16 protein-coding genes are annotated in these 21,864 nt (G+C 69.3%); 9 read left to right on the top strand and 7 right to left on the bottom strand.

Going from position 1 to position 21,864, the window contains the following annotated elements; genetic code table 11:
- Positions 1-60: 60 nt before the first annotated feature.
- Complete coding sequence (locus tag AC1DHD_RS05885) at positions 61-282, bottom strand: DUF7455 domain-containing protein (protein ID WP_476878812.1); 222 nt, start codon at positions 280-282, stop codon at positions 61-63.
- Between the two features lie 216 nt (positions 283-498).
- On the opposite strand from AC1DHD_RS05885, the gene AC1DHD_RS05880 reads away from it, so the two are divergent.
- Positions 499-2,607 (top strand): DNA gyrase/topoisomerase IV subunit B, encoded by a 2,109-nt coding sequence (locus AC1DHD_RS05880; RefSeq protein WP_476878811.1) that lies wholly within the window; start codon positions 499-501, stop codon positions 2,605-2,607.
- Between the two features lie 7 nt (positions 2,608-2,614).
- Here AC1DHD_RS05880 and AC1DHD_RS05875 read toward each other — a convergent pair whose 3' ends face one another.
- On the bottom strand, positions 2,615-3,601 hold the full coding sequence (locus AC1DHD_RS05875) for a M56 family metallopeptidase (RefSeq protein WP_476878810.1): 987 nt from the start codon (positions 3,599-3,601) through the stop codon (positions 2,615-2,617).
- Positions 3,602-3,607: 6 nt separating this feature from the next.
- Positions 3,608-3,994, bottom strand: coding sequence for a BlaI/MecI/CopY family transcriptional regulator (locus AC1DHD_RS05870; RefSeq protein WP_476878809.1), 387 nt, complete (start codon positions 3,992-3,994; stop codon positions 3,608-3,610).
- Between the two features lie 310 nt (positions 3,995-4,304).
- On the opposite strand from AC1DHD_RS05870, the gene AC1DHD_RS05865 reads away from it, so the two are divergent.
- Genes AC1DHD_RS05865 through cydD form a run of 3 tightly spaced genes read left to right on the top strand, consistent with a single transcriptional unit; the run spans position 4,305 to position 10,455 of the window.
- Positions 4,305-5,903, top strand: coding sequence for a cytochrome ubiquinol oxidase subunit I (locus AC1DHD_RS05865; RefSeq protein ID WP_476878808.1), 1,599 nt, complete (start codon positions 4,305-4,307; stop codon positions 5,901-5,903).
- Positions 5,904-5,937: 34 nt separating this feature from the next.
- Positions 5,938-6,987: a cytochrome d ubiquinol oxidase subunit II gene (gene cydB / locus AC1DHD_RS05860; RefSeq protein ID WP_476878807.1), complete on the top strand. Its 1,050-nt coding sequence runs from the start codon at positions 5,938-5,940 to the stop codon at positions 6,985-6,987.
- Positions 6,988-6,993: 6 nt separating this feature from the next.
- Complete coding sequence (gene cydD / locus AC1DHD_RS05855) at positions 6,994-10,455, top strand: thiol reductant ABC exporter subunit CydD (protein WP_476878806.1); 3,462 nt, start codon at positions 6,994-6,996, stop codon at positions 10,453-10,455.
- Between the two features lie 97 nt (positions 10,456-10,552).
- Here the strand turns inward: cydD and AC1DHD_RS05850 are convergent, their stop codons facing one another.
- Positions 10,553-11,071, bottom strand: a complete 519-nt coding sequence (locus AC1DHD_RS05850; protein WP_476878805.1) for a DinB family protein — start codon at positions 11,069-11,071, stop codon at positions 10,553-10,555.
- 64 nt (positions 11,072-11,135) lie between these two features.
- Here AC1DHD_RS05850 and AC1DHD_RS05845 point away from each other — a divergent pair, with 64 nt between their 5' ends.
- A complete protein-coding gene (locus AC1DHD_RS05845; protein WP_476878804.1) occupies positions 11,136-11,519 on the top strand; it encodes a VOC family protein in 384 nt (127 codons plus the stop codon).
- A 746-nt stretch (positions 11,520-12,265) separates the two neighbouring features.
- Here AC1DHD_RS05845 and AC1DHD_RS05840 read toward each other — a convergent pair.
- Positions 12,266-14,788 (bottom strand): DNA gyrase/topoisomerase IV subunit A, encoded by a 2,523-nt coding sequence (locus AC1DHD_RS05840; RefSeq protein WP_476878803.1) that lies wholly within the window; start codon positions 14,786-14,788, stop codon positions 12,266-12,268.
- A 67-nt stretch (positions 14,789-14,855) separates the two neighbouring features.
- Between AC1DHD_RS05840 and AC1DHD_RS05835 the strand changes: the two genes are divergently transcribed.
- From AC1DHD_RS05835 to AC1DHD_RS05825, 3 genes are all read left to right on the top strand, one after another.
- Positions 14,856-17,339 carry a bifunctional acetate--CoA ligase family protein/GNAT family N-acetyltransferase gene (locus AC1DHD_RS05835; RefSeq protein WP_476878802.1) on the top strand — a complete coding sequence of 828 codons (2,484 nt, stop codon included), beginning with the start codon at positions 14,856-14,858 and terminating at the stop codon, positions 17,337-17,339.
- A 33-nt stretch (positions 17,340-17,372) separates the two neighbouring features.
- Complete coding sequence (locus AC1DHD_RS05830; RefSeq protein ID WP_476878801.1) at positions 17,373-18,116, top strand: DUF5998 family protein; 744 nt, start codon at positions 17,373-17,375, stop codon at positions 18,114-18,116.
- 91 nt (positions 18,117-18,207) lie between these two features.
- A complete protein-coding gene (locus AC1DHD_RS05825) occupies positions 18,208-19,386 on the top strand; it encodes an alkaline phosphatase family protein (protein ID WP_476878800.1) in 1,179 nt (392 codons plus the stop codon).
- Between the two features lie 70 nt (positions 19,387-19,456).
- Here AC1DHD_RS05825 and sepH read toward each other — a convergent pair whose 3' ends face one another.
- Positions 19,457-20,917, bottom strand: coding sequence for a septation protein SepH (gene sepH / locus AC1DHD_RS05820; protein ID WP_476878799.1), 1,461 nt, complete (start codon positions 20,915-20,917; stop codon positions 19,457-19,459).
- A 323-nt stretch (positions 20,918-21,240) separates the two neighbouring features.
- Here sepH and AC1DHD_RS05815 point away from each other — a divergent pair, with 323 nt between their 5' ends.
- Positions 21,241-21,540 (top strand): DUF4193 domain-containing protein, encoded by a 300-nt coding sequence (locus tag AC1DHD_RS05815; protein ID WP_476878798.1) that lies wholly within the window; start codon positions 21,241-21,243, stop codon positions 21,538-21,540.
- A 23-nt stretch (positions 21,541-21,563) separates the two neighbouring features.
- Here the strand turns inward: AC1DHD_RS05815 and AC1DHD_RS05810 are convergent.
- The coding region (locus tag AC1DHD_RS05810) for a DUF3093 domain-containing protein (protein ID WP_476878797.1) at positions 21,564-21,864 on the bottom strand (301 nt) is incomplete at its 5' end.

The following is a 21,864-nucleotide window of genomic DNA, read 5'->3' as shown; positions in this document are numbered from 1 at the left end:
GGCCCCTCCGCAACGGAGGGGCCTTTCGCGGGACCCCGGCCGGGGTCCCTGGTTGAACGTCTAGTCGACCGAAACCGGTTCCTTCTCCAGGAGGCGGCCCGACTCGTCGTGCCAGTCCGAGCTGAGCGGACGAAGGTTCGGTTCTACGGCGCGTGCGTGGTGAGCGCAGAAGAGCAGTTCACCGCCGGAGGCTCCGAGAACAACCCGGACGTATGCCTGAGCTCCGCAACGGTCGCACCGGTCAACGGTGGTGAGTGTGCGGTCCGCAACTGCTGTTGTCATGTTCGGCCTCCTTGGTAGATCGATACATCTATATAACCAGCATTCGTCACCATTCCATGGCAAGGATGGGACACTTTCGCTGTCCGCGTATCACGGCTCCATAACGCCCCGGGTCCGGCCGTCCGTGCGGGGGAGTGGCAACCCGGCGTAGGGCTCCAAGCCGACTAACCTAGGAAGAGCGTCTTTACGTTCCATCCCCGAAGGAGTTTCCGACCCGTGGCACCAAGCTCTGATTACACCGCCCGGCATCTGTCTGTGCTGGAAGGCCTCGAAGCCGTCCGCAAGCGCCCGGGCATGTACATCGGTTCCACGGACTCCCGCGGCCTGATGCACTGCCTTTGGGAGGTCATCGACAACTCGGTCGATGAGGCCCTGGCCGGCTTCGGCCACGACATCAAGGTGATCCTGCACGCCGACAGCTCGGTGGAAATCCACGACGACGGCCGCGGCATCCCGATCGACGTCGAACCCAAAACCGGACTCACCGGCGTCGAGGTAGTCTTCACCAAACTGCACGCCGGCGGCAAATTCGGCGGCGGGTCCTACACGGCCTCCGGCGGCCTGCACGGCGTCGGCGCCTCCGTGGTCAACGCCCTGTCCTCCCGCCTTGACGTCGAGGTGGACCGCGGCAGCAAGACCTACAAGATGTCCTTCCGCCGCGGCGAGCCCGGCCGCTTCAAGGAGCCCGGCACCAAACCGGACCCCGCCGCGGTGTTTGAGCCCTTCGTCGACGGCTCCGTGCTCGACATCGTCGGCAAAGCCAAGCGCGGCGTCACCGGCACCCGGATCCGCTACTGGGCCGACCGCCAGATCTTCACCCCGGACGCGAAATTCTCCTACGAGGAGCTGGCCGCGCGCGCCCGGCAGACCTCGTTCCTGGTCCCGGGACTGAAGCTGACCGTCCGTGACGAGCGCAAGGTCCCCGGCACCCCCGGGGAGTTCGGCCCGCACGAGGAAATCTTCCACCACGACGGCGGCCTCTCCGAGTTCGTCGAMTTCCTCGCCGCCGACCCGGCCGTCACCGACATCTGGCGGCTGCACGGCGCCGGCAAGTTCCAGGAAACCGTGCCCGTCCTGGACGAGCGCGGCCACAGCCAGCTGGCCGAAGTGGAGCGCGACTGCGAGGTCGACGTCGCCCTGCGCTGGGGCATCGGCTACGACAGCACCGTCCGCAGCTTCGTCAACATCATCTCCACCCCCAAGGGCGGAACCCACCAGTCCGGCTTCGAACAGGCACTGCTGAAGACCTTCCGCAAAGCCGTCGAAACCAACGCCCGCAAGCTCAAGGCCGGCAACGACAAGATCGAAAAGGACGACATCTTCGCCGGCCTGACCGCCGTGCTGACCGTCCGGCTTGCCGAACCGCAGTTCGAGGGCCAGACCAAGGAAATCCTCGGCACCTCGGCGGTCCGCGCCATCGTGGCCAAGGTGGTGGAGCAGGAGATCAACGCCAAGCTCACCTCTTCCAACCGCAACGACAAGGCCCAGTCGGCGCTGCTGCTGGAAAAGGTCGTCAGCGAGATGAAGTCGCGGATCTCGGCCCGCGTCCACAAGGAAACACAGCGCCGGAAAAACGCGCTGGAGACCTCCTCGATGCCCACCAAGCTCGCGGACTGCCGCACGGACGACGTCGCCCGCTCCGAGCTCTTCATCGTGGAGGGTGACTCGGCGCTGGGTACCGCCAAGCTGGCCCGCTCCTCCGACTTCCAGGCCCTGCTGCCGATCCGCGGCAAGATCCTGAACGTACAGAAGGCCTCGGTGGGGGACATGCTCTCCAACGCCGAGTGCGCAGCCCTCATCCAGGTGGTCGGCGCCGGGTCCGGCCGCAGTTTCGACATTGGGGCAGCCCGCTACGGCAAGGTCATCCTGATGACCGATGCCGACGTCGACGGCGCCCACATCCGGACGCTGCTGCTTACGCTGTTCTTCCGCTACATGCGCCCGATGATCGACGAGGGCCGGGTCTTCGCCGCGGTCCCGCCGCTGCACCGGGTGGAGGTCATCAACGCCGGCCAGAAGGCGAACGAGATGATCTACACCTACTCCGAAGCGGAGCTGCACGTTCTGCTGGCCCGCCTCGCCAAGGAAGGCAAGCGCTACAAGGAACCGATCCAGCGGTACAAGGGCCTGGGCGAAATGGACGCCGAGCAGCTCGCGGAGACCACCATGGACCCGCGGCACCGGACCCTGCGGAAGGTCGGTATCGACAATGCCAAGCAGGCCGAGGAAACCTTCGACCTGCTGATGGGCTCAGACGTGGCGCCCCGCAAGGACTTCATCATCGCCGGGGCGGCCAGCCTGGACCGGGAACGGATCGACGCCTGAGCGCGGATTAGCCGAGCAGGCCCGGCACGATCAGCAGGGCCGTGGGCAGGGCGAGCAGCAGCAGGCAGGCTCCGAGGACGCCGAGGCGGGCGGCCTCCGGCAACGGCGGCTGCGGCGACAGCAGCCGGCTGACGCGCGAAACGGTGGTCACGGCCGAGCCGGCGCCACCGGTGGCACCGGGCTGACCGGCGTCGGACTCCATGCCCGCCTCGCCGAAGGCCATCCGGGCGCCGGCCGCGCCGGTGGAACCGCTCGCCACGATCGCGATCGCCTTGATCAGCGTGGCCTTGCTTTCCGTCTTCAGGGCCACGTCGTCGGCCAGCATCTCAATCAGCGAGTTGACGGCCTCCTGCGCGAGCCGGGTGGTCGGCAGCCAGGGCAGGGCCTGGCGCCAGGCCGCGAAGGCCCAGAGCAGCAGGTGGTGGCGTTGGCTGAGGTGCGCGTTTTCGTGGATGAGGACGGCCCGGAGTTCCCCGGGTTCCAGGGCTGCCATCAGCCCGTCGGAGAGCACCGTCACCGAACGCGCCCCGCCGGGCAGGCAGTATGCCACGGGGGAGTCATGGCTGATYACCATGGTCSSGGSKCCGTCCGYSGAGGGGGARGCSAGCAGCGCGAGCARCTCGCGGTGCCGCCGTCGCTGGCGCTGGATCTTGTAATAGGTCAGCAGCAGGGTGAAGACCAGGTGGGCGCTGAGGAGAGCCGCGGCGGAGAGCGCGAAAATGTGCCAGAAGCCGAGGGCTGTGGTGGGCTCGTCGCGCAGGACCATGCCGGCCAGGGACCGGAGCCCGGCGAGCAGGTTCTCGCCCACCGGCTCCAGGCCGTAAACGAGCATCGCGCCGATCATCGACAGCCCGCCGGCCAAGGCGATGGCCTGCCAGAGCAGCATGGCCGTAAACGGGGACCGGGCCGGCCACTGGGCGCGGGAAAGAAGGATAGGTACCGGCCAGGCCAGTACTATCGCCAGGACCGCCAGAAAGTATGAGGTCCAGAACATCCGGTGTTAGCTGTGGCCCAGCAGTTTGCGCAGCGTCTCCGCCTCGGTGGCGGACACTGAACCAATGAAGCGGGCCAGGACGGCCTCGCGGTCCGGGGCGGAGCCGAGCACCTCGTGCATCAGTTCCGCCGTGTGGTCCTCCCGGCTCGAGACGGCCTGGTAGCGGTGCGGCCGGGTGCCGCGTTCGCGCTCCACCAGGCCCTTGCGCTCCAGCCGGGACAGCACGGTCAGCACAGTGGTGACAGCCAGATCCTTGCCCTCATGCCCGGCCGAGCCGCCCGCAGCCCGGGTGCTCTGCGCCAGCAGGTCACGCAGGGTGTTCGCAGTCGCAGCCTCCTGGCCTGCCCAGAGCAGGTCCATCACTGCCCGTTCCAGTTCGCCGAGACTTGCCATTCCGTACGTCCTTCTTGAATGCCACCCGGATGCCGATGCCGTCCGGGTGAGGTGCCGAATACTTCAGCATTAAATTTACCGCGAAATCCGCCCAGTTTCTACATGAGGTAGAACAAGGAGTCCGCGGCGTGTCGCCTGCCACGCCGGGTGCGGGGCGTCCGGGCAGCCTTCGGGCGGCGGCAGGTCCATTGCGGGCCCGGGTGTGCCGTGCCACGCTGGGTGCGGGAGGGCATGAAATTGTTCTACACTCTGTAGAAGTAGTACTTCTACGCAACGTAGAAATCTCGGGAACCTAGCCAAAGGGACTGCCTTGGACGCCTTGGAAATCGCACGCTGGCAATTCGGTATCACCACCGTCTACCACTTCATGATGGTGCCGCTCACTATCGGCCTCGGCCTGGTCGTGGCGGTGATCCAGACGCTCTGGTACCGCACGGGCCGGCCCGAATACCTCAGGATGACCAAGTTCTGGGGCAAGCTCTTCCTGATCAACTTCATCATGGGCGTGGCCACCGGCATTGTGCAGGAGTTCCAGTTCGGCATGGCCTGGAGCGAATACAGCCGCTTCGTCGGGGACGTCTTCGGCGCACCCCTGGCGATGGAGGCGCTGCTGGCCTTCTTCGTCGAATCCACGTTCCTGGGCCTCTGGATCTTCGGCTGGAAGCAGCTCAAGCGCGGCGTGCACCTGGCCTGCCTCTGGGTGGCCGTGATCGGCTCTGCCTTCTCCGCCTACTTCATCATCGTGGCCAACAGCTGGATGCAGCACCCCGTCGGCGTCGAAATGATCAACGGCAGGCCGGTTATGACCGATGCGTGGGCCGTCTTCACCAACAACACCGCCCTGGTCGCCGTGCCGCACACCCTCTTCGGGGCCCTGGCCGTGGCCGGGGCGTTCCTGCTCGGCATCGCCTGGTACCACCTATGGCGCCGCCGCCACGACGGCATCGACACCGTGGGCGCCGACGGGAAAGTCATCCCCGGCGAGTCGGAGGTCCCCGGCCGCGACCGCGCGGATCACGCCGTCTGGATCCGCTCCCTCCGGATCGGCGCCGTCGTCGCGATGATTTCCTTCGCCGGCACCGCCATCACCGGGGACCTGCAGGGCAAACTGATGTTCCAGCAGCAGCCCATGAAGATGGCCGCCGCCGAGGCTGCCTGCCATGACGGCACCGGCTTCTCGGTGCTCAGCGTCGGCAACGTCGGCTCGAAGAACTGCGACGACGTCGTCGCCGTCATCGAAGTCCCGGGCATCCTGTCGTTCCTGGCCAAGGGCGACTTCACCACCGAGGTCAAAGGCGTCAACAGCCTGCTCGACCAGTACAAGGCCGACTACGGCACCCACCTGCCCAACAACCCGATCTACGGCGACCGTGCCGGCCAGGAAATCCAGTACGTGCCCGTGATGGAAGTGACCTACTGGGGCTTCCGCATGATGATCGGCTTTGGCGGTGTGGCTGCCCTTGCCGCCCTCGTGGCCCTCTGGGCGACCCGGAAGGGAACCGTGCCGGCCTCCCGCGGCCTGATGCGGCTTGCGGTGTTCGGGATCCTGGCCCCCTTCGGCGCCAACGCCGCCGGCTGGATCTTCACCGAGATGGGCCGGCAGCCCTTTGTGGTTGCCCCGAACCCGGACCCCAGCGGCATCGACCAGGTCTTTATGTTCACTGCGGCGGCCGTTTCCCCCGGCGTCTCAGCTGGCGAGCTGCTGACCTCACTCGTGGTGCTGACCGCGGTGTATGCGGTGCTGCTGGTGGTGGAGGTGAAACTGCTGGTGAAGTACATCCGCGGCGGCGTGGTCTCGGCGATGCCCGAGCTCACCCACGTCCCGCCGGACGAGAACGAGGACAACACCCCGTCCGGCGGTACTCCCGGCACACCGGGCGCCGACGACGTCCTGGCCTTCGCCTACTAACGGCCCTCCACAAGAAGCAGAGGAAATATTCAGCATGGAACTGCTACCGACCATCTGGTTCATTGCCATCGCGGTGCTGTGGACGGGCTACCTCTTCCTCGAGGGATTCGACCTCGGCGTGGGAATGCTCATGAGGGGCTTCGCCCGGGACAACACCGAACGCCGCGTACTGCTCAACACCATCGGCCCCGTCTGGGACGGCAACGAAGTATGGCTCCTCACGGCCGGCGGCGCCACCTTCGCGGCCTTCCCGCTCTGGTACGCCTCCCTGTTCTCCGCCCTGTACCTTCCGCTGCTGCTGGTCCTGGTGGCCCTGATCTTCCGCGCCGTGGCCTTTGAGTACCGCGGCAAGGTGGACACCCCGCAGTGGCGTGCCCGCTGGGACTGGGCCATTGTGCTGGGCTMCGCCGTCGCGGCCTTCGGGGTGGGCGCGGCCCTGGCACTGACCACCACAGGCCTGCCCCTGAACGCTAACGGCGACCGCGAGGGCGGCCCGTTCTCCTGGTTCAGCGCCTACGCCGTGCTGGGCGGCCTGGCCGTCGCCGGCTTCTCCCTCCTGCACGCCCTGGCCTTCCTCGCGCTGAAGACCGACGGCGACATCCGCCACCGCGCCCGGCAATGGTTCGTCCGGCTGCTCCCGGTGCTGCTCCTGCCCATCGCGGGCTGGGCGATTGCCCTGCAGGTGCAGAGCGGCAAGGCCTGGACCGTGGCCGCCGTCGCTGCCGCCGTGGTGGCCGCCGCGCTGGCCTGGACTTTCGCCCGGCGCGGCGCGGAAGGCAAGGCCTTCCTCTCGCTCGGTGCCTTCCTGCTGCTGGGCAGCGCCTCCATCTTCGGCGCGGCCTTCCCGGTGGTGCTGCCTTCYACCCTGAACCCGCAGTTCAACCTGACGGTCGCCAACGCCTCCTCCTCGGACTACACCCTGGGCCTGATGACCGTGGTGGCCTGCATCGGGCTGCCCCTTGTTCTGGCATACCAGGCCTGGACGTACTGGGTGTTCCGCCGCAGGGTCAGCGTCCACCACATCCCGGAAGCGCACAGTTTCCTGCCCGCCATTGCCGCCAAGGCCCTGGCCCCGAAGGACTAGCCGCCGATGAGACCGCAGTTCCCCACCGGCCCCGCCACCCGTTCCGCGCTCTACCTGCTGGGGTTACTGGCCGCACTGAAAGCCCTGTCCCTGGTGCTCATGGGGCAGGCCGTCGCCGCCATGCTGGCAGGCCTCATGGGCCACAACCCGGCCTGGTCAGAGCAGCTGGCCTGGGGGCTGGCCGGTGTGGTGCTGCGCTCGCTCACCGTGTGGGCGCAGGCGGTGGCGTCGCGCCGCGCCGCCCTGGGTGTCAAGGAGGAACTCCGCTCGCAACTGCTGGAGCGTGCCCTGCACTCGGGAACGCGCACGGCGGGACCGGCCGACGGCGGCCTGGCTGTCCTGGCCACCCGGGGGCTGGACGCACTGGACAGCTACTACAGCCAGTTCCTCCCCGCCCTGGTGAACTGCACGGCCATCCCGCTGCTGCTCGGCGCGCGGATTCTCTTCGCCGACTGGGTCAGCGCCGTCGTGATCGTCCTGACCGTCCCCTTGGTGCCGCTCTTTATGGTCCTGATCGGCCGCTATACCGAGGACAGGGTCTGGGAGGCGCAGTCGGCCCTGGCCAGGCTCTCGGGGCACATGCTGGAACTGGCCAAGGGACTTCCCGTGCTGGTGGGCCTGGGCCGGGCCGCCGCCCAGCGCAAGGCCCTCGAGGACATCTCCGACGAATACCGCTCCAAGACCATGGCCACGCTTCGCACGGCGTTCCTCTCGGCGCTGGCCCTCGAGCTCATAGCCACGATCTCAGTCGCCGTTGTGGCCGTCTTCATCGGCGTCCGGCTGGTCCACGGGGACATGGCACTGGAGGCGGGCCTCCTGGCCCTGATCCTGGCGCCGGACTGCTACCTGCCGTTGCGTGAACTCGRTACCGCCCACCACGCCAGCGACGAGGGCCGGGCGGCGCTCGCGGACACCACTGAGGTCCTCGACGCCCGGCCGGCCGTGCCCCTGGCCCCGGAAACCGCCGGGCTAACAGCCGCGGTGGTGCCTCCGGCCGTCACCGTGACGGAACTGTCCGTCCGGTACGCCGGCCGCGGGAACGCCGCCGTCGGGCCGCTCAGCTTCACTGCCGCGCCGGGCGGCATCACCGCGCTGGACGGCCGCAGCGGGGCCGGCAAGAGCACCGTCCTGGGGGTCCTGGCCGGCACTGTCGGGACCGGCGGCGGTACCGAGGTCACAGGCCGGGTGGAAGGGTTTACGACGGCGGACCTCGCCTGGGTCCCGCAGCACCCGGTGATGGTTGAGGACACTGTGCTGGGCGAAGTGCTGCTCTACCTGGGCACCGGCGCCGGCCGCTCACCGGAGGATAACGACGCCGCCGCCCGGCGCTGCCTCGCCGCGTGCGCCGCCGGCCACCTGGCCGCGAAGCATCCTGCCGAGCTCAGCCCGGGGGAGTTGCGCCGGGTGGCTGTGGCCCGCGGCCTGGCCCGGATCGAGGCCGGCGCCACGGTGCTGCTGCTGGACGAGCCCACCGCCCACCTGGACCGCGCCTCCGCCGACGCCGTCACCCGCACCATCGCGGGCCTCCGGGGGAAGGCGACCGTGCTGCTGGTGGCCCACGACCGGCAGACCCGGGAGCTCGCCGACCGGCTGGTGCCGATCGGGACCGCAGGGAAACCCCCCGCCCAGCCCCTTGCCGGACCAGGTGCTGCACCCGGTGCGGAACCCGGCGAGGGAGACCCGGCAGCGGGGGCGGTCCCGCTGGGCAGCCAGGGTACTCCGAGTATCCGCGCCGGTGCCGGCGTCGGGGCTGCCGATGCTGACACCTCGGCCGGGCGCGGGTCGGCGGCAGCCCACGTGCGCCGCCTCCTCGCCCCCGTGGCCGGGAAATTCGCCGCGGCCGGTGCCGTCGGCGTGCTGGCCGCCCTGTTCGCCGTCGCCCTCGCCGGCCTGTCCGGCTGGCTGATAATCCGCGCCAGCGAGCAGCCGCCCATCCTCTACCTGCTCACGGCGATCGTGGGTGTGCGATTCTTCGGCGTCGGCCGGGCCGCACTGCGGTACACCGAACGCCTGCTGACGCACGACGCCATTTTCACCGCACTGACGCGCCTCCGCGGGCAGCTCTGGGAGTCGCTGAGCGGGCGGGCCCTGTCGCTGCGGCGGCTCCTGCAGGGCGGCAATGTCCTGGGCGCCGTCGTGGACGACGTCGACACCGTCCGCGACCTGCTGCCCCGTGTGGTGCTTCCACCACTGACCGCCCTGGCAGTGGGTGCGGCCGTCGTCACCGGGGTGGGGCTGCTGCTCCCGGTTGCCCTCCCGGCCGCGATCGCCGCCGCGGTGGTCAGCCTTGTGGCCGCGCCGGGCCTCGCCCTGCTGGCGGACCGGATGTCGGCCCGCGCGGAACAGCAGCTGCGCTCCGGCGTGCTGCGCCGGGTGGCTGCAGCGCTCGATGCCCGCGCCGAGTTGCACGCCAACGGCGTGGCCACCCCGGTCCTGGCCGCCATCCAGCGGGCGGACCGCGCCGCCACCTCAGCGTCGCAGAGGTCGGCCCTGGCCGAGGGCCTCGGGCATGCGCTCACGGTCCTGGCTTGCGGGGGCGCCGCCCTCGCCAGCGCCGTCCTTGTGGGGCCGCAGGCCCTGGCCGGAGCCGCGCAGCCGGCGATCGTCGCCGTCGTCGTGCTGCTGCAACTGGCACTTGTGGAGCCCTACTCGGCGACGACGACGGCGGTCCGGCAGTACCCGGCCCTCCGCTCGGTGCTGCAGCGCATCAGCGACTCCGGGGTGCTGGCGCCCGCAACGGCGGAGGCGGCCCGCGGACCCGTGGGAGTTCACGCCCGGCCTCCCGCCCGGGACGCCGTCCGGCCGGGGCTGGAGCTGGAGGACCTGTCGGCGGCGTGGCCGGGGGGTGCCCCGGTGTTCACCGGGCTGTCCGCCACCGCTGAACCGGGCCGGTGGCTGGCCGTCACCGGGGCGTCCGGCTCCGGAAAGTCCACGTTGCTGGCCGTGATGCTGGGCTTCCTGCCGCCGGGCGGCGGACGTCTTGAGCTGACCGGCCGGGCGGCCTGGTGCCCCCAGGAGGCGCACCTGTTCGACTCCACGATCCGCGGCAACCTGATGCTGGGGCTGCCCGAGGGGGAACGCCACGCGGCCGGGGACCTGGTCCTGGAAGACCGGCTGCTCGATGCTTTGGCCGCCGTCGGGCTGGACCAGCTCCTGGCCCGGCTCGATCGGGGCCTCGATACGCCCATCGGGCCGGCGGGGGCATTCCTTAGCGGCGGCGAACGTCAACGGCTGGCCGTAGCCCGCACGCTGCTGACCGGTGCCGACGTCATTCTGCTCGACGAGCCCACCGCCCACCTCGATGCCGAAGCCGGCCAGCTCCTGCTGGCCGAGCTTCGCAGCGGCCTGGCGGGGCGCACCGTGGTCCTGGTGACGCACAACCCGGACGACGTCAGCCCGGCGGATGCCCGGCTGGACCTCGACCGGGCAGCCCGGCCGCAGCCGGAAGCGGCGTTGGCGCGGGGCTAGGTCCGGGGCGGCGGGGGACCGTCAGCCGCGGGCGACGGCGGCCCCGGAACGGGTGTGGAGCTGCGGTGGCCGGGTCAGGCCTTAGCCGGGTTAGGCGTTAGCCGTCCACATCGTGGAGGTGGTGGACGACGTCGTGCATGAAGTACTGCGCGAAGGTGAGCACCGTGAATTCCGAGCCGTTGCTGCGGGTTCCGCGCCGGCCCCACTCTTCCTCGGGGACCCGGCCGAAGGAGTCCGCGATCTGCTCGCCTTCGGCCGTTAGGGCGGCGCTGACGTTCGCGGGATCGGCGTTGGCATAATCCTGTTCGAGCGCGGTGCGGTCCTGGTCCCAGTCCTCGAAGCGTGCGTCGTCGTCGGAGAGCATCAGGGCGAGCCGGTGGTCGAAGAGGCTGAACACATCCCGGACATGGCACGCGTATTCGAGCGGTGACCAGGTGTCCTCATCGGGACGGGCCGCTGCATCCGGGCGTCGCAGCACGGAACGCCAGCGGGGGAGCATGTTGGCGAGCATCCCCGGCGTCGTCGCGGGCGTGCAGGTGGCGGCGTCGAATCCGCACTCGGGGCACGGCCGGGACAGCACCCAGGTCCAGTCTTTTTGATCGGGCACGATAGGCATGTGTGCAGTCTAGGGGAAGGAGTAAAATGCCTCTCGGGGGAAGGGCCTGGAAAGGGACATAGCCATGCTCAAAGACCAGCCGGTCGGCGCCGTGTTGCCGGCCGCGGACCTCGCCCGCGCGCGCGATTTCTACCGCGACAAACTCGGACTCGAACCGGATAATGCGAGTGCCGACGACAACCTGATGTACACGTGCGGCGCCGGGAGCAGGTTCCTGCTCTACCAGACGTCCAACGCCGGATCAGCCAAGAACACCCAGATGGGGTGGATGGTCACGGACCTGCCGGGCACTGTCGCGGAACTGCGCGCGGCCGGCGTCGTGTTCGAGGAATACGACTTCCCGGGCCTGAAGACCGAAAACGGCGTCGCCACCCTGCCGGACGGAAGTTCCGCAGCCTGGTTCCTGGACAGCGAGGGCAACATCCTGAACATCAACTCCGGCATGTAGCTGGCGCTCTGGCGCGGCTTGGCTCCGGGCTGCGACACACGTCGGCGGCCCGGGGCTGGTTGGCTGTGCTGTGGGCGTCGGCGCGCCCCGCCCATTTGCCACAAATGGCCGGATTGGTGGCCTTGGAAGCGGCCTTTTCTGGTGATTGGGTGCGGTGGAGGTGGCGGCTGTGCCCGGACGTGTCGGCAGAGGGTGCCACGTGTCGAAGGGCCCAGGTGGTGGTGCCGAGGCGGCGGTATCGGGAGACGTCTCTGCTGCGCCGAGGGGTGAAGGGAATTTGCGCCCGCCCTTGTGGCATTCCACCGCGCTCTTGTCGTGCTCCACTGCGGCCAATTGCCACCCATTTGCCACAAATGGCCGGGTTGGTGGGCCCGAAGCGGCCATTTGCGGCAAGTGGATGCGGTTCCGGCGACGCACGCGACTGGATATGGCGGGTAGCAGGCGCGGCGTGGTGGCGAGTCCAGATGGCGGCGCAGGGGTGGCAGAGAACTTGGTCACATACGTGGGGCTGAAGCCTGGGTCCCAGCAGTCGTGGAGCTTGGGCACGTGCGCGGGACTGGAGCTTAGTCACCGGCGTGGGGCTGAAGGCTGGGCCCCACGAGCCGAGATCCGCCCCGCCACGTCGTCATCGATTCGCCACAAATGGCCGCATTGGGTGCCCCGGTAGCGGCCAATTGTGGCAAATCGGTGCGGTCAGAGCGGTTCATGCGGCGAGGCCGCCCCGCCCAGCAGCCGCGCCAGAACCCCTACGTCTCCGGGACCCCGGGCTCCGCCCATGCCATGCTCGGGCCGATCGCTTCGATAGCCTGGGAGAGCGGGATGCCGGACCCGTCGCGGCGGCCGTGCTCGCCCGGCAGGGAACGTGCCACCCCGGCCAGGGACGACGCCTTCGCCGGCCCGTGTCCGGCCCACGCGAGGAGCAGGGTGTCCTCGCCCTTGAGGAAGCGGTGCGCACGGACGCCGGCTGTTCCGCGGCCCTTCGCCGGGTATTCGGCCAGCGCCGTGACCTTGGCCGCGCCCGGGGCGGTCCCCGGAAGGGCTCCCTCGGTGCCGGCGATCGTGACGACCACGGCGGCGTCGTCGTCGGAACGGGCCGTGCCGAAGTGCAGTACCCGGTCCCCGGCGGCCAGTTTGATGCCGGCCATACCGCCGGCGGTGCGGCCCTGGGGCCGGACCGCGGAGGCGCTGAAGCGCAGCAACTGGGCCTGGCGGGTCACAAAAACCAGTTCGACGTCGTCGGAACCGGCAGGCTCGACGCCCACCACCGTGTCCTTGTCCTTGAGGGCGATGACCTCCCAGTCCTCACGGTTCAGCGGGTACTCCGGCTGCACGCGCTTGACGACGCCCTGGGCGGTTCCGATGGCCAGGACCTGGTCCAGCGGCGCGAACGCGACGAGGGATTCGCCCTTGAGCAGGGTGATGAAGTCCTTGGCCGGGACGCCGCCGGCCATGTTGGGGGTGCCCGACGTCGGCGGCAGGACGGGCATGTCCATCACCTGGAGCCGCAGCATCCGGCCCTGGGACGTGACCGCGGCGATCTCCCCGCGTGCCGAGGTTTTGACCACGGAACGGAAGACGTCGTGCTTGGTCCGCGGACCGGACTCGGCCAGGCTGTCCTGGTTGGCCGTCCGCGCGATCTGCCCGGACGCGGTGAGGACCGCCCAGCAGGGGTCGTCGGCGATCTCCAGGGCCAGCGGCGCCGCCTTGCCCTTTCCGCCGGGGGCCGCGGCCAGGGCAGCAGCGACAGTGGGGGAGACGGCCTCGGACTCCAGCAGGACGGTCCGGCGGGGTGTCCCGTACTTGTCCGCCAGTTCGCCGAGTTCGTCGGAGACCAGCCCGCGCAGGAGTTCCGGCGAGTCCAGGATGGCCTGCAGCTCGGCGATCTCGCGGCGCAGCTCGTCCTGTTCCTTTTCCAGCTCAATGCGCGAGTACTTGGTCAGCTGCCGGAGCCGCAGTTCCAGGATGTAGTTGGCCTGAACTTCGGAGAGGTCGTAGATGGACATCAGCCGGGTGCGGGCCGCGGCGGCCTCGTCCGAGGAACGGATGATCTGGATGACCTCGTCGATGTCGACGATCGCGATCAGCAGGCCCTCCACCAGGTGCAGGCGGTCCTGCTTCTTGGCCAGGCGGAACGCGGTGCGGCGGCGGACCACGTTGATGCGGTGGTTCACGTAGACGGACAGCAGTTCCAGCAGCCCCAGGGTCTGCGGCTGGCCGTCGACCAGGGTGACGTTGTTGATGCCGAAGGAATCTTCCATCGGCGTGAAGCGGTAGAGCTGCTGGAGGACGGCGTTGGGATTGAAACCGTTCTTCAGTTCAATCACGAGCCGGAGGCCGTGCTTGCGGTCAGTGAGGTCCACGATGTCGCTGATGCCGGCCAGCTTCTTGCCGTTGACCGCGTCCTTGATCTTTTCGATGACCTTTTCCGGGCCCACCATGTACGGCAGTTCCGTGACCACCAGGCCGGTGCGCCGGGCCGAGAGCTGCTCGACGTCCACCTTGGCCCGGGTCTTGAACGAGCCGCGGCCGGTGGCGTAGGCGTCGCGGATGCCGTCCAGTCCCACGATCCGGCCGCCCGTGGGCAGGTCCGGGCCCGGAACGAACTTCATGATGTCCTCGAGCGTGGCGTCCGGGTGCGCGATCAGGTGCCGCGCCGCCGCGACCACTTCGCTGAGGTTGTGCGGGGCCATGTTGGTGGCCATACCGACGGCGATGCCGGTGGCGCCGTTGACCAGGAGGTTCGGGAAGGCGGCCGGAAGCACGTCCGGCTGGGTGAGCTGGTTGTCGTAGTTCGGAACAAAGTCCACCACGTCTTCGTCGAGGTGGTCCGTCAGGGTCAGCGCCGCCGCCGCCAGCCGGGCCTCGGTGTACCGCGGGGCGGCAGGGCCGTCGTCGAGCGAGCCGAAGTTGCCGTGCCCGTCGATCAGCGGCAGCCGGAGCGAGAAGTCCTGCGCCATCCGGACCATGGCGTCGTAGATCGCAGTGTCGCCGTGCGGGTGGAGCTTGCCCATAACCTCGCCCACCACGCGGGCGCTCTTGACGTGGCCGCGGTCCGGGCGCAGTCCCATCTCGCTCATCATGTAGAGGATGCGCCGCTGCACGGGCTTGAGGCCGTCCCGGGCGTCGGGCAGGGCCCGGGAGTAAATGACCGAATAGGCGTACTCCAGGAACGAGCCTTCCATTTCGGAAGTGACGTCGATGTCGACGATGTTCTCGGTAAAGTCCTGGTCTGCTTCCCCGGCCGGGGGCGTGGTTTGGCGGCGTGCCATGAGGCGAGTGGGTCCTTCTGCGGGGTGCTAAACGGGTACTGCGTAAGTTTATGGCTAGGCTAAGCCTATGGTGGATCAGCCCGTAGGCGGCGTATATCCGGAACATTGGGAAGCCGATGTCGTCTTGCGCGACGGCGGTACCGCGCACCTGCGCCCCATCCACCCCGACGACGCCGATGCCGTGCAGTCCTTCCATGTCGGGCAGTCCCAAAAGTCCATCTACATGCGCTTCTTCGCGTTCAAATCCAAGCTTTCGGCCAAGGAACTCAAGCGCTTCACCGAGGTCGACTACAAGGACCGGGTGGCCCTGGTGATCACCATCGGCGGCGACATCATCGGGATCGGCCGCTACGACCGGCTCGACGATCCCGAAGAGGCCGAGGTGGCCTTCAACATCGCCGATGCGCACCAGGGCCGCGGCATCGGCTCCATCCTGCTCGAACACCTGGCCGCCGCCGCCCGGGAGAACGGCATCCGCAAATTCAGCGCCGAGGTCCTCCCGGAGAACCGCAAGATGCTGATGGTGTTCTCCGACGCCGGCTATGACGTCAAACGGCATTTCGACGACGGCGTGGTCAGCCTGGAGTTCAACATCGACCCGACTGACAAATCCCGGGCCGTGATGGAGTCCCGTGAGCACCGTGCCGAGGCGCGCAGCATCCAGGAGCTCCTCGCACCGTCCTCGGTGGCGGTCATCGGCGCCAGCCGCAAATGGGGGACCGTGGGTTACCAGCTGCTGGAGCACATCATCGAGGGCGGCTTCACCGGACCGGTCTACGCCATCAACCCCGAGGCCCTGGAACTGGCCGGCATGCTTTCCTTCGCCAAACTCTCCGAGGTTCCGGGCCCGGTCAACCTCGCCATCATCGCGGTGCCGTACGACGAGGTCCCCAAGGTGGTCCAGGAATGCGGTGCCGCCGGGGTTAAGGGGATTGTGGTCGCCTCGGCCGGCTATGCCGAAGACGGCGAACGCGGCCTGGCCCGGCAGCGCGAACTGGTCCGGCAGGCCCGGGCCAACGGCATGCGCGTCATCGGCCCCTCCTCCCTCGGGATCGTCAACACCAACCCGGCCGTCTCCCTGAACGCCTCCATGGCGCCGGCGCTGGCCCGCCGCGGCGGCCTCGGCCTGTTCAGCCAGTCCGCGGCCATCGGCGTCTCGCTCTACGCCGCGTCCAGCCGCCGCCGGGTCGGCATCTCCACGTTCCTCTCGGCGGGCAACCGCGCCGACGTCTCCGGCAACGACATGATGCAGTTCTGGGAGGACGACGCCGACACCACCGCCGTCGGGCTCTACCTCGAATCGATCGGCAACCCGCGTAAGTTCTCGCGGCTGGCCCGCCGCCTCGCCCGGACCAAACCCGTGATCGTGGCGAAGTCCGATGCCATGGGCCTGAACCTGCCGCCGGGCCACGCCGTGCGCACCACGCAGGCGCCGTCCGAGGCCCTGGACGCCATGATGCGGCAGGCCGGGGTGATCCGGGTCGGGACCATTGAGCAGCTTATGGACGTCGCCCAGATCGTCTCCAGCCAGCCCCTGCCCAAAGGGCCCGGCGTCGCCGTGTTCAGCAACTCCGGAGCGCTTGGCAAGGTGGTGGCGGACAACGCGGCTGCGGCCGGGCTGGGCGTCGAACGCGTCGTGGCCGACGTCGATCTGGACACTGGCATGTCCCGCGCGCTGCCGGAGACGGCCGCCGGGGTGCCTTGCTACTCCAACCCGGGCGCCGCCGTCGCCGCCCTCGCCGCGGTGGTCCGTTACGCCGAATGGGTGGTCCGTGACCAGGGGCTGTTTGTGGAGCCCGAGGGGTGCGACCCGGAGGGAGCCCACGAGGAACTCGAGGAACTGCTCCGTCCGGTGGGCGGCGAACAACTCGTCCGGCTGGAGCCCGCCGCCGCCGCGAGCCTGCTGGGCCGCTATGGCATCCGGGTGCTGCCGTCCGAGGGGTTCGAGACGGACGACGACGCCGTTGCCGCCGCTGAGCGCCTCGGCTGGCCGGTGGCGCTGAAGACTACGGACCCGGCGCTGCGGCACCGGCTGGACCTGGGCGGGGTGCGCCTGGATATCCAGGACGCCGATTCGCTGCGCCGCAACATCGCCCACATGCGCAAGTCGCTGCAGCGCTACGGGTCACCGTCGCTGGAGGTCCAGTCGATGGCGCCGGTGGGACAGGCCTGCACGTTCCGAGCCATCGAGGACCCGCTCCTGGGGCCAGTGGTGTCTTTCGGGCTGGCCGGCGACGCCGTCAACCTGCTCGATGACTGGGCCCACCGCGTCCCGCCGCTGTCCGGCTCGGACGTGCACGACTTCATCCGTGCCCCGCGGGCCTCGCGCAAACTCTTCGGCTACCAGGGCCTGCCCGCCGTCGACACCGCCGCGCTCGAGGACCTCGCCGCCCGGCTGACCCGGCTCAAGGACAACCACCCGGAGATCGCCCTGGTGGACTTCAACCCCGTCCTGGCCGGCCCGGACGGTGCGGTGATCCTGGCGGCCGACGTCMGGATTGCCAACGCCGCCCAGCGCACCGACACCGCCCGGCGTGCCATGCGCAGTTAGCGTGTCCCCAGCCGATCTGTGAAAATGGAAGCCATGACCTCCCAGCCTCCCGCATCCCAGCCCCAGGCGTCCGTTTCGGGCCGCCCCGGCTCGCAGCACCACGGCCTGCACGACCACAGCGCGCAGGGCCAGAGCCTGGAAGGTGCCCTTCAGCAGGCCGGTTTCTACCCCCGCCTGGTGGCCGACGTCGTCGCGGACGCCCTGGATGGCCGGGACTGCGTGGCCCACCTGGTCCACCTTGAGACCCACTTCGACCGCGCCGAGGTGCGCCGGCACATCACCGTGCTGGTCCTCACCGACGACATGCTGGTCATTACCCACGTCGATGACCAGCAGCTTGATGAGGCGGGCGAGCAGACCGTCGCGCAGGTCTCCACCGAGTCGGTCCCGGTGACGCAGATCCGCTCCGTGGTGCTCAGCTATGTCTACGCCCAGCCGCAGGACTACAAGCCCTCGGACCCGGTCCGCGAACTGACGCTGTCCATCGCCTGGTCCGGCGGGCAGCGCCTCGACATGGGACCGGCCAGCTGCGGGGACCCGCAGTGCGAGGCCGACCACGGCTACAGCGGCACCATCGCGCAGGAGGACATTGTCCTTCGGATCAGCGCCGAAGCGGACGGTCTGCAGGCCGTCCAGGACGCGAAGCTCTTCGCCCGGGCGCTGCGGGCCGTGAACACCGGATCCACCGCCCCCGCCCCGCACGGCGTCTCCGCGCTGCCGCAGCGGGCCCGCTCCGGTGTGTTCGGAAACCGACTCAGCCGCGGCCACCAGCGCTGAGATGGTGCAGGTCCGCGCTTCCGATTCCCAGCAATCCGCCCCGTCCGCCTCTTCCGCCCCKTCCGGCTGGACGCCCGGCGGTTCCGACGGGATGCCCGCTGCCCCGGCCTACGGCGAGCGGTCCATCGCCGAGGTGCTCAGCAGTGCCGCGGCCAGCCTCGGCGTACCTGGTCTGGAGAACCGGCTGAACCTGCCCGCCGCGAAGCACGTGTGTGTGGTCCTGGCCGACGGCCTGGGCCGCCAGCTCCTGAAGCAGAAGTCCGCACACACCCCGTTCCTGCGCTCGGTCCTGCAGGCCGGCCAGGGGCCCGTGCCGGTGGCACTGGACGCCGCGTTCCCGACCACCACGGCCGCATCGCTGGCCAGTTTCGGGACCGGACTGCCCGCCGGCCAACACGGCATGGTCGGTTACGACGTCCTGGACCCGGACCAGGACCGGGTGGTCAACATGCTCGGCAACTGGGACGACGGCGTCGATCCGGAAATCTGGCAGCCGATGCCGACGGTCTTTGAACGGGCCGCCGGGCACGTCGATGTCAGCACCGTTGGCCTGCCGCGGTTCAGCGATTCCGCGATGACGCGGGCCGCGCTTCGGGGCGGCCGCTTCCTGGCCGGGAACACCTCGCACGCCCGCACCGCCGCAGCGGCGGAGGCCATGGCCGGCGCGGAGAGCTCCCTGATGTACTTCTACGTCCATGAACTGGACAAGGCCGGCCACCGCCACGGCAGCCAGTCAGCGCAGTGGGAGCACCAGCTCGAAGAGCTTGACGCGACCGTGGGCCGGCTCAACGCCAGCCTTCCGGCGGGCACCACGGTCCTCGTCACCGGTGACCACGGCATGCTCGACGTGCCGGAGTCGCAGCGGATCGATTACTCCACGGACGCGGCGCTGATCGCCGGGGTCCGGCACACGGCCGGGGAACCGCGGATGGTCCACCTGTACCTGGAAGACGGCACGGACGACGACGGCCGGGTGCGCCTCATCGATGCCTGGCGGGCCCGTTTCGGCGACCGGATCTGGGCGTTCACCCGGGAAGAGGCGGTGGCGGCGGGGCTGTTTGGCGACGTCCGCGGACCGGTGGCTCCCCGGATCGGTGACGTGATGATTGCCGCCCGCGACGCACTGGCGTTTTATGACACCCGCCGGGTGCAGGCCCGGGCGCTCGAAGTGGTGGGCCAGCACGGGTCGCTGACCAAGGCTGAACGGGAAGTGCCGCTGCTGAGCTTCCGGGCCACCGGAAAGACTGCCCGGAAAGCCGGACGCCGCTGACCCGCGGCCGGCTCCTCAGGGTGCACAGGCAGGTGTGCTGGGAACGCCAGGCTGGCTTGCGCCGGCCTGCCTAGTCGCTGCGGGTGCCGAAGACGATCTCGTCCCAGCTGGGCACGCTGGAGCGTTTCGGCTTGGAGGGCTGGCGTTCCGGGGTCTCCGGCTCGCGCTCGGCGCGGGACTGTCCGGGGTGGACCGGCTCAGGGCGCACGGGCTCGGTCCGGACGGTGTCGGCCCGGGATCCGGCGGGGGAGTCGGACTGCGTCCGCCGCGACGGTCCGCCGCCCAGGAGCTCGTCCAGTCCGGGGCTCGACGTCGGGCCGGTCCGGACGGGCCGCAGCTGGGAGGCCGCGATGGTGATTTCCCGGGTTTCGGTGCTGACCCCRTCGTGGAGCTTCAGTGAGTCGTCGTCATCGTCCTGATGCCGCGGTGCCAAGGTCAGCCGGGACAGCATGGAGGGCCGGGCGTCACGGCGGCGGGTGAAGGCATCCGGAACCGTGTCCGGGGCCGGGGCCGTCCGCGGTTCGGACTTCGCCGCGGGGCGGTCCTCGTCAGCGGGTTTCCCGGCATCGCTGTGATCGGCAGAGTCGGCGGACTCGGCAGAGTCTGCGTCGCCGTCGTCCTCTTCCAGCGCGGGAACCTCGGACGGCCGCGGGTGGGCCGCGGGAACGCCGTTGGTGAGCAAGAGGGCCAGCGCGTCGTCAGCGTCCTCGTCCAGGCCCATCCGCTGGCCGCGGCGGGAGCGGAGCATGTCCAGCAGCCCGTCCGCGTCCTGGTCCGGCTGGCCGCCGTTCGGCGGGACAACACTGAGCGACGCCGTGGCGCCGCGTGCGGCTGCCTCGGCGTCGGTTTCAAAATCAAAGGGGCGGTCCGAGACGGCCGAAAGCCTGCGTGCCGGGACCGGYCCGTCCATCGGCTCGAGCTCACTGAGCTGCTGGGCCCACCGGTTGGCGTTCTGCAGTGATTTCCGGGCCGGGCTGAACGTCCACATGGCCGGCGGCTCTTCGCCGATGGCGGCATGGGCGCCGGACTTCGCCTCGAAGCGGACCACCACGTTCCAGCTGCCGTCCGGCCGCCGCCAGGAGTCCCATTCCGCGGTGGACGGTTCGATCCCGTGGATCCGGAGCCGGTGGGTGACCATGTCGTCCAGGGTCGCCGGCTGGTCTCCGAAATAGGAGCGGTAGCTGTCATGTCCGGCGGAGGGGGTGGCCACTTCCACCTTGCGGGCCTGCTGGGCGACGTATTCGCGCTCAGCCAGCACCGGTCCTTCATAGCGCTGGACCTTGGCCAGCGGAATGCCGGAGAGTTCTGCCACCTCGGCCGCCGTGGCACCGCCGCGGATCCGGGCCTGGATGTCGCGGGGGGACATGGCAATGGGTTCGGCGGCCGCCCCGGACGCAGCTTTCGCCGCCGGACGGCTTGCCGCCGCCCGCAGTGCTTCATCGATCGGCAGCTGGAACATCTCGCCGCCGGTGCCACTCAACAGGAGATGCTCTCCGTCGTCGTGGACGCCTACAAGCCGTAGATCCTGCATACAAATCCTCCACCCTGGCATTACTAACATTCGAAACTCTGCCACCGATGGGCCGTAATTCGGGTGAGGAGGGCAGGCGCGCCGCGATTTTCCGGGTATTTCCGCCGCCTGGGCTCCGGGTCCTGCAACCCCGCACGGCCGCCGGACCGCGGGCCTCTGGTGTTTGGCCGGGGTTTGAGCAAAGATGACCCGACATCGGGCACAAAAAGCGGTTGTCCGGCGTTGACATCGGTGAACCGGACCCTGGCCGGTCGAGGCCACCAGCCTCGGACGGAACGGGCCGGCGAACCAATCCAACGAATGCGGAGTGTGAGCAACAACTAATGGCGACAGATTACGATGCGCCGCGCAAGACCGAGGAAGACCTCAACGAGGACTCCATTGAGGAATTGAAGTCCCGGCGCACGGATAAGCCTTCCGCGGTGGTCGATGAGGACGAGACCGACCTCGCGGAGGGCTATGAACTCCCGGGCGCTGACCTGTCCGGCGAGGAGCTGCTGGTCCGGGTACTGCCCGCCCAGGCGGACGAATTCACCTGCGCCTCGTGCTTCCTGGTCCGCCACCGCTCGCAGGTAGCCCGCGAAAAGGACGGCCTTAAGTACTGCAAGGACTGTGAAGGCTAACCGCCGGAACCAGCGGGCCGCCACTAGCGGGACAGGACTCCCACAAGCTCGTCGGGGTGACGTGTGGAGGCCAGCCAGTACGGCGTGCGGTCCGAGGGATCGGTGATTTCGATGCGGACCACGGGGTCGATCCAGCCACGGATGCACATAAAGGCCAGGCCGTTGAGCCGGGTACCCCGTTCCGCCGTCGCTTCACCGCCGCGGAAGGCCTCCACGCTGCCGATGAAGCGGCGTTCGATCGTGGCGCGGCCCACCCGCAGCGTCGCCGCCGTGACCGTGAGCGACGGGGTGGACAGGACCAGGAGTACCGCCAAGATGATGAAC

The sequence above is a fragment of the Arthrobacter sp. 05L45_2 genome (assembly GCF_056397525.1).
This window is presented reverse-complemented; position numbering and strand designations above follow the sequence as displayed.

Bases quoted from the DNA above. Each gene is read 5' to 3' on its own strand.
- AC1DHD_RS05885 (WP_476878812.1), bottom strand. From the start codon at position 282: ATGACAACAGCAGTTGCGGACCGCACACTCACCACCGTTGACCGGTGC.
- AC1DHD_RS05870 (WP_476878809.1), bottom strand. From the start codon at position 3,994: ATGGCAAGTCTCGGCGAACTGGAACGGGCAGTGATGGACCTGCTCTGG.
- AC1DHD_RS05850 (WP_476878805.1), bottom strand. From the start codon at position 11,071: ATGCCTATCGTGCCCGATCAAAAAGACTGGACCTGGGTGCTGTCCCGG.
- AC1DHD_RS05845 (WP_476878804.1), top strand. From the start codon at position 11,136: ATGCTCAAAGACCAGCCGGTCGGCGCCGTGTTGCCGGCCGCGGACCTC.
- AC1DHD_RS05840 (WP_476878803.1), bottom strand. From the start codon at position 14,788: ATGGCACGCCGCCAAACCACGCCCCCGGCCGGGGAAGCAGACCAGGAC.
- AC1DHD_RS05830 (WP_476878801.1), top strand. From the start codon at position 17,373: ATGACCTCCCAGCCTCCCGCATCCCAGCCCCAGGCGTCCGTTTCGGGC.
- AC1DHD_RS05825 (WP_476878800.1), top strand. From the start codon at position 18,208: ATGCCCGCTGCCCCGGCCTACGGCGAGCGGTCCATCGCCGAGGTGCTC.
- AC1DHD_RS05815 (WP_476878798.1), top strand. From the start codon at position 21,241: ATGGCGACAGATTACGATGCGCCGCGCAAGACCGAGGAAGACCTCAAC.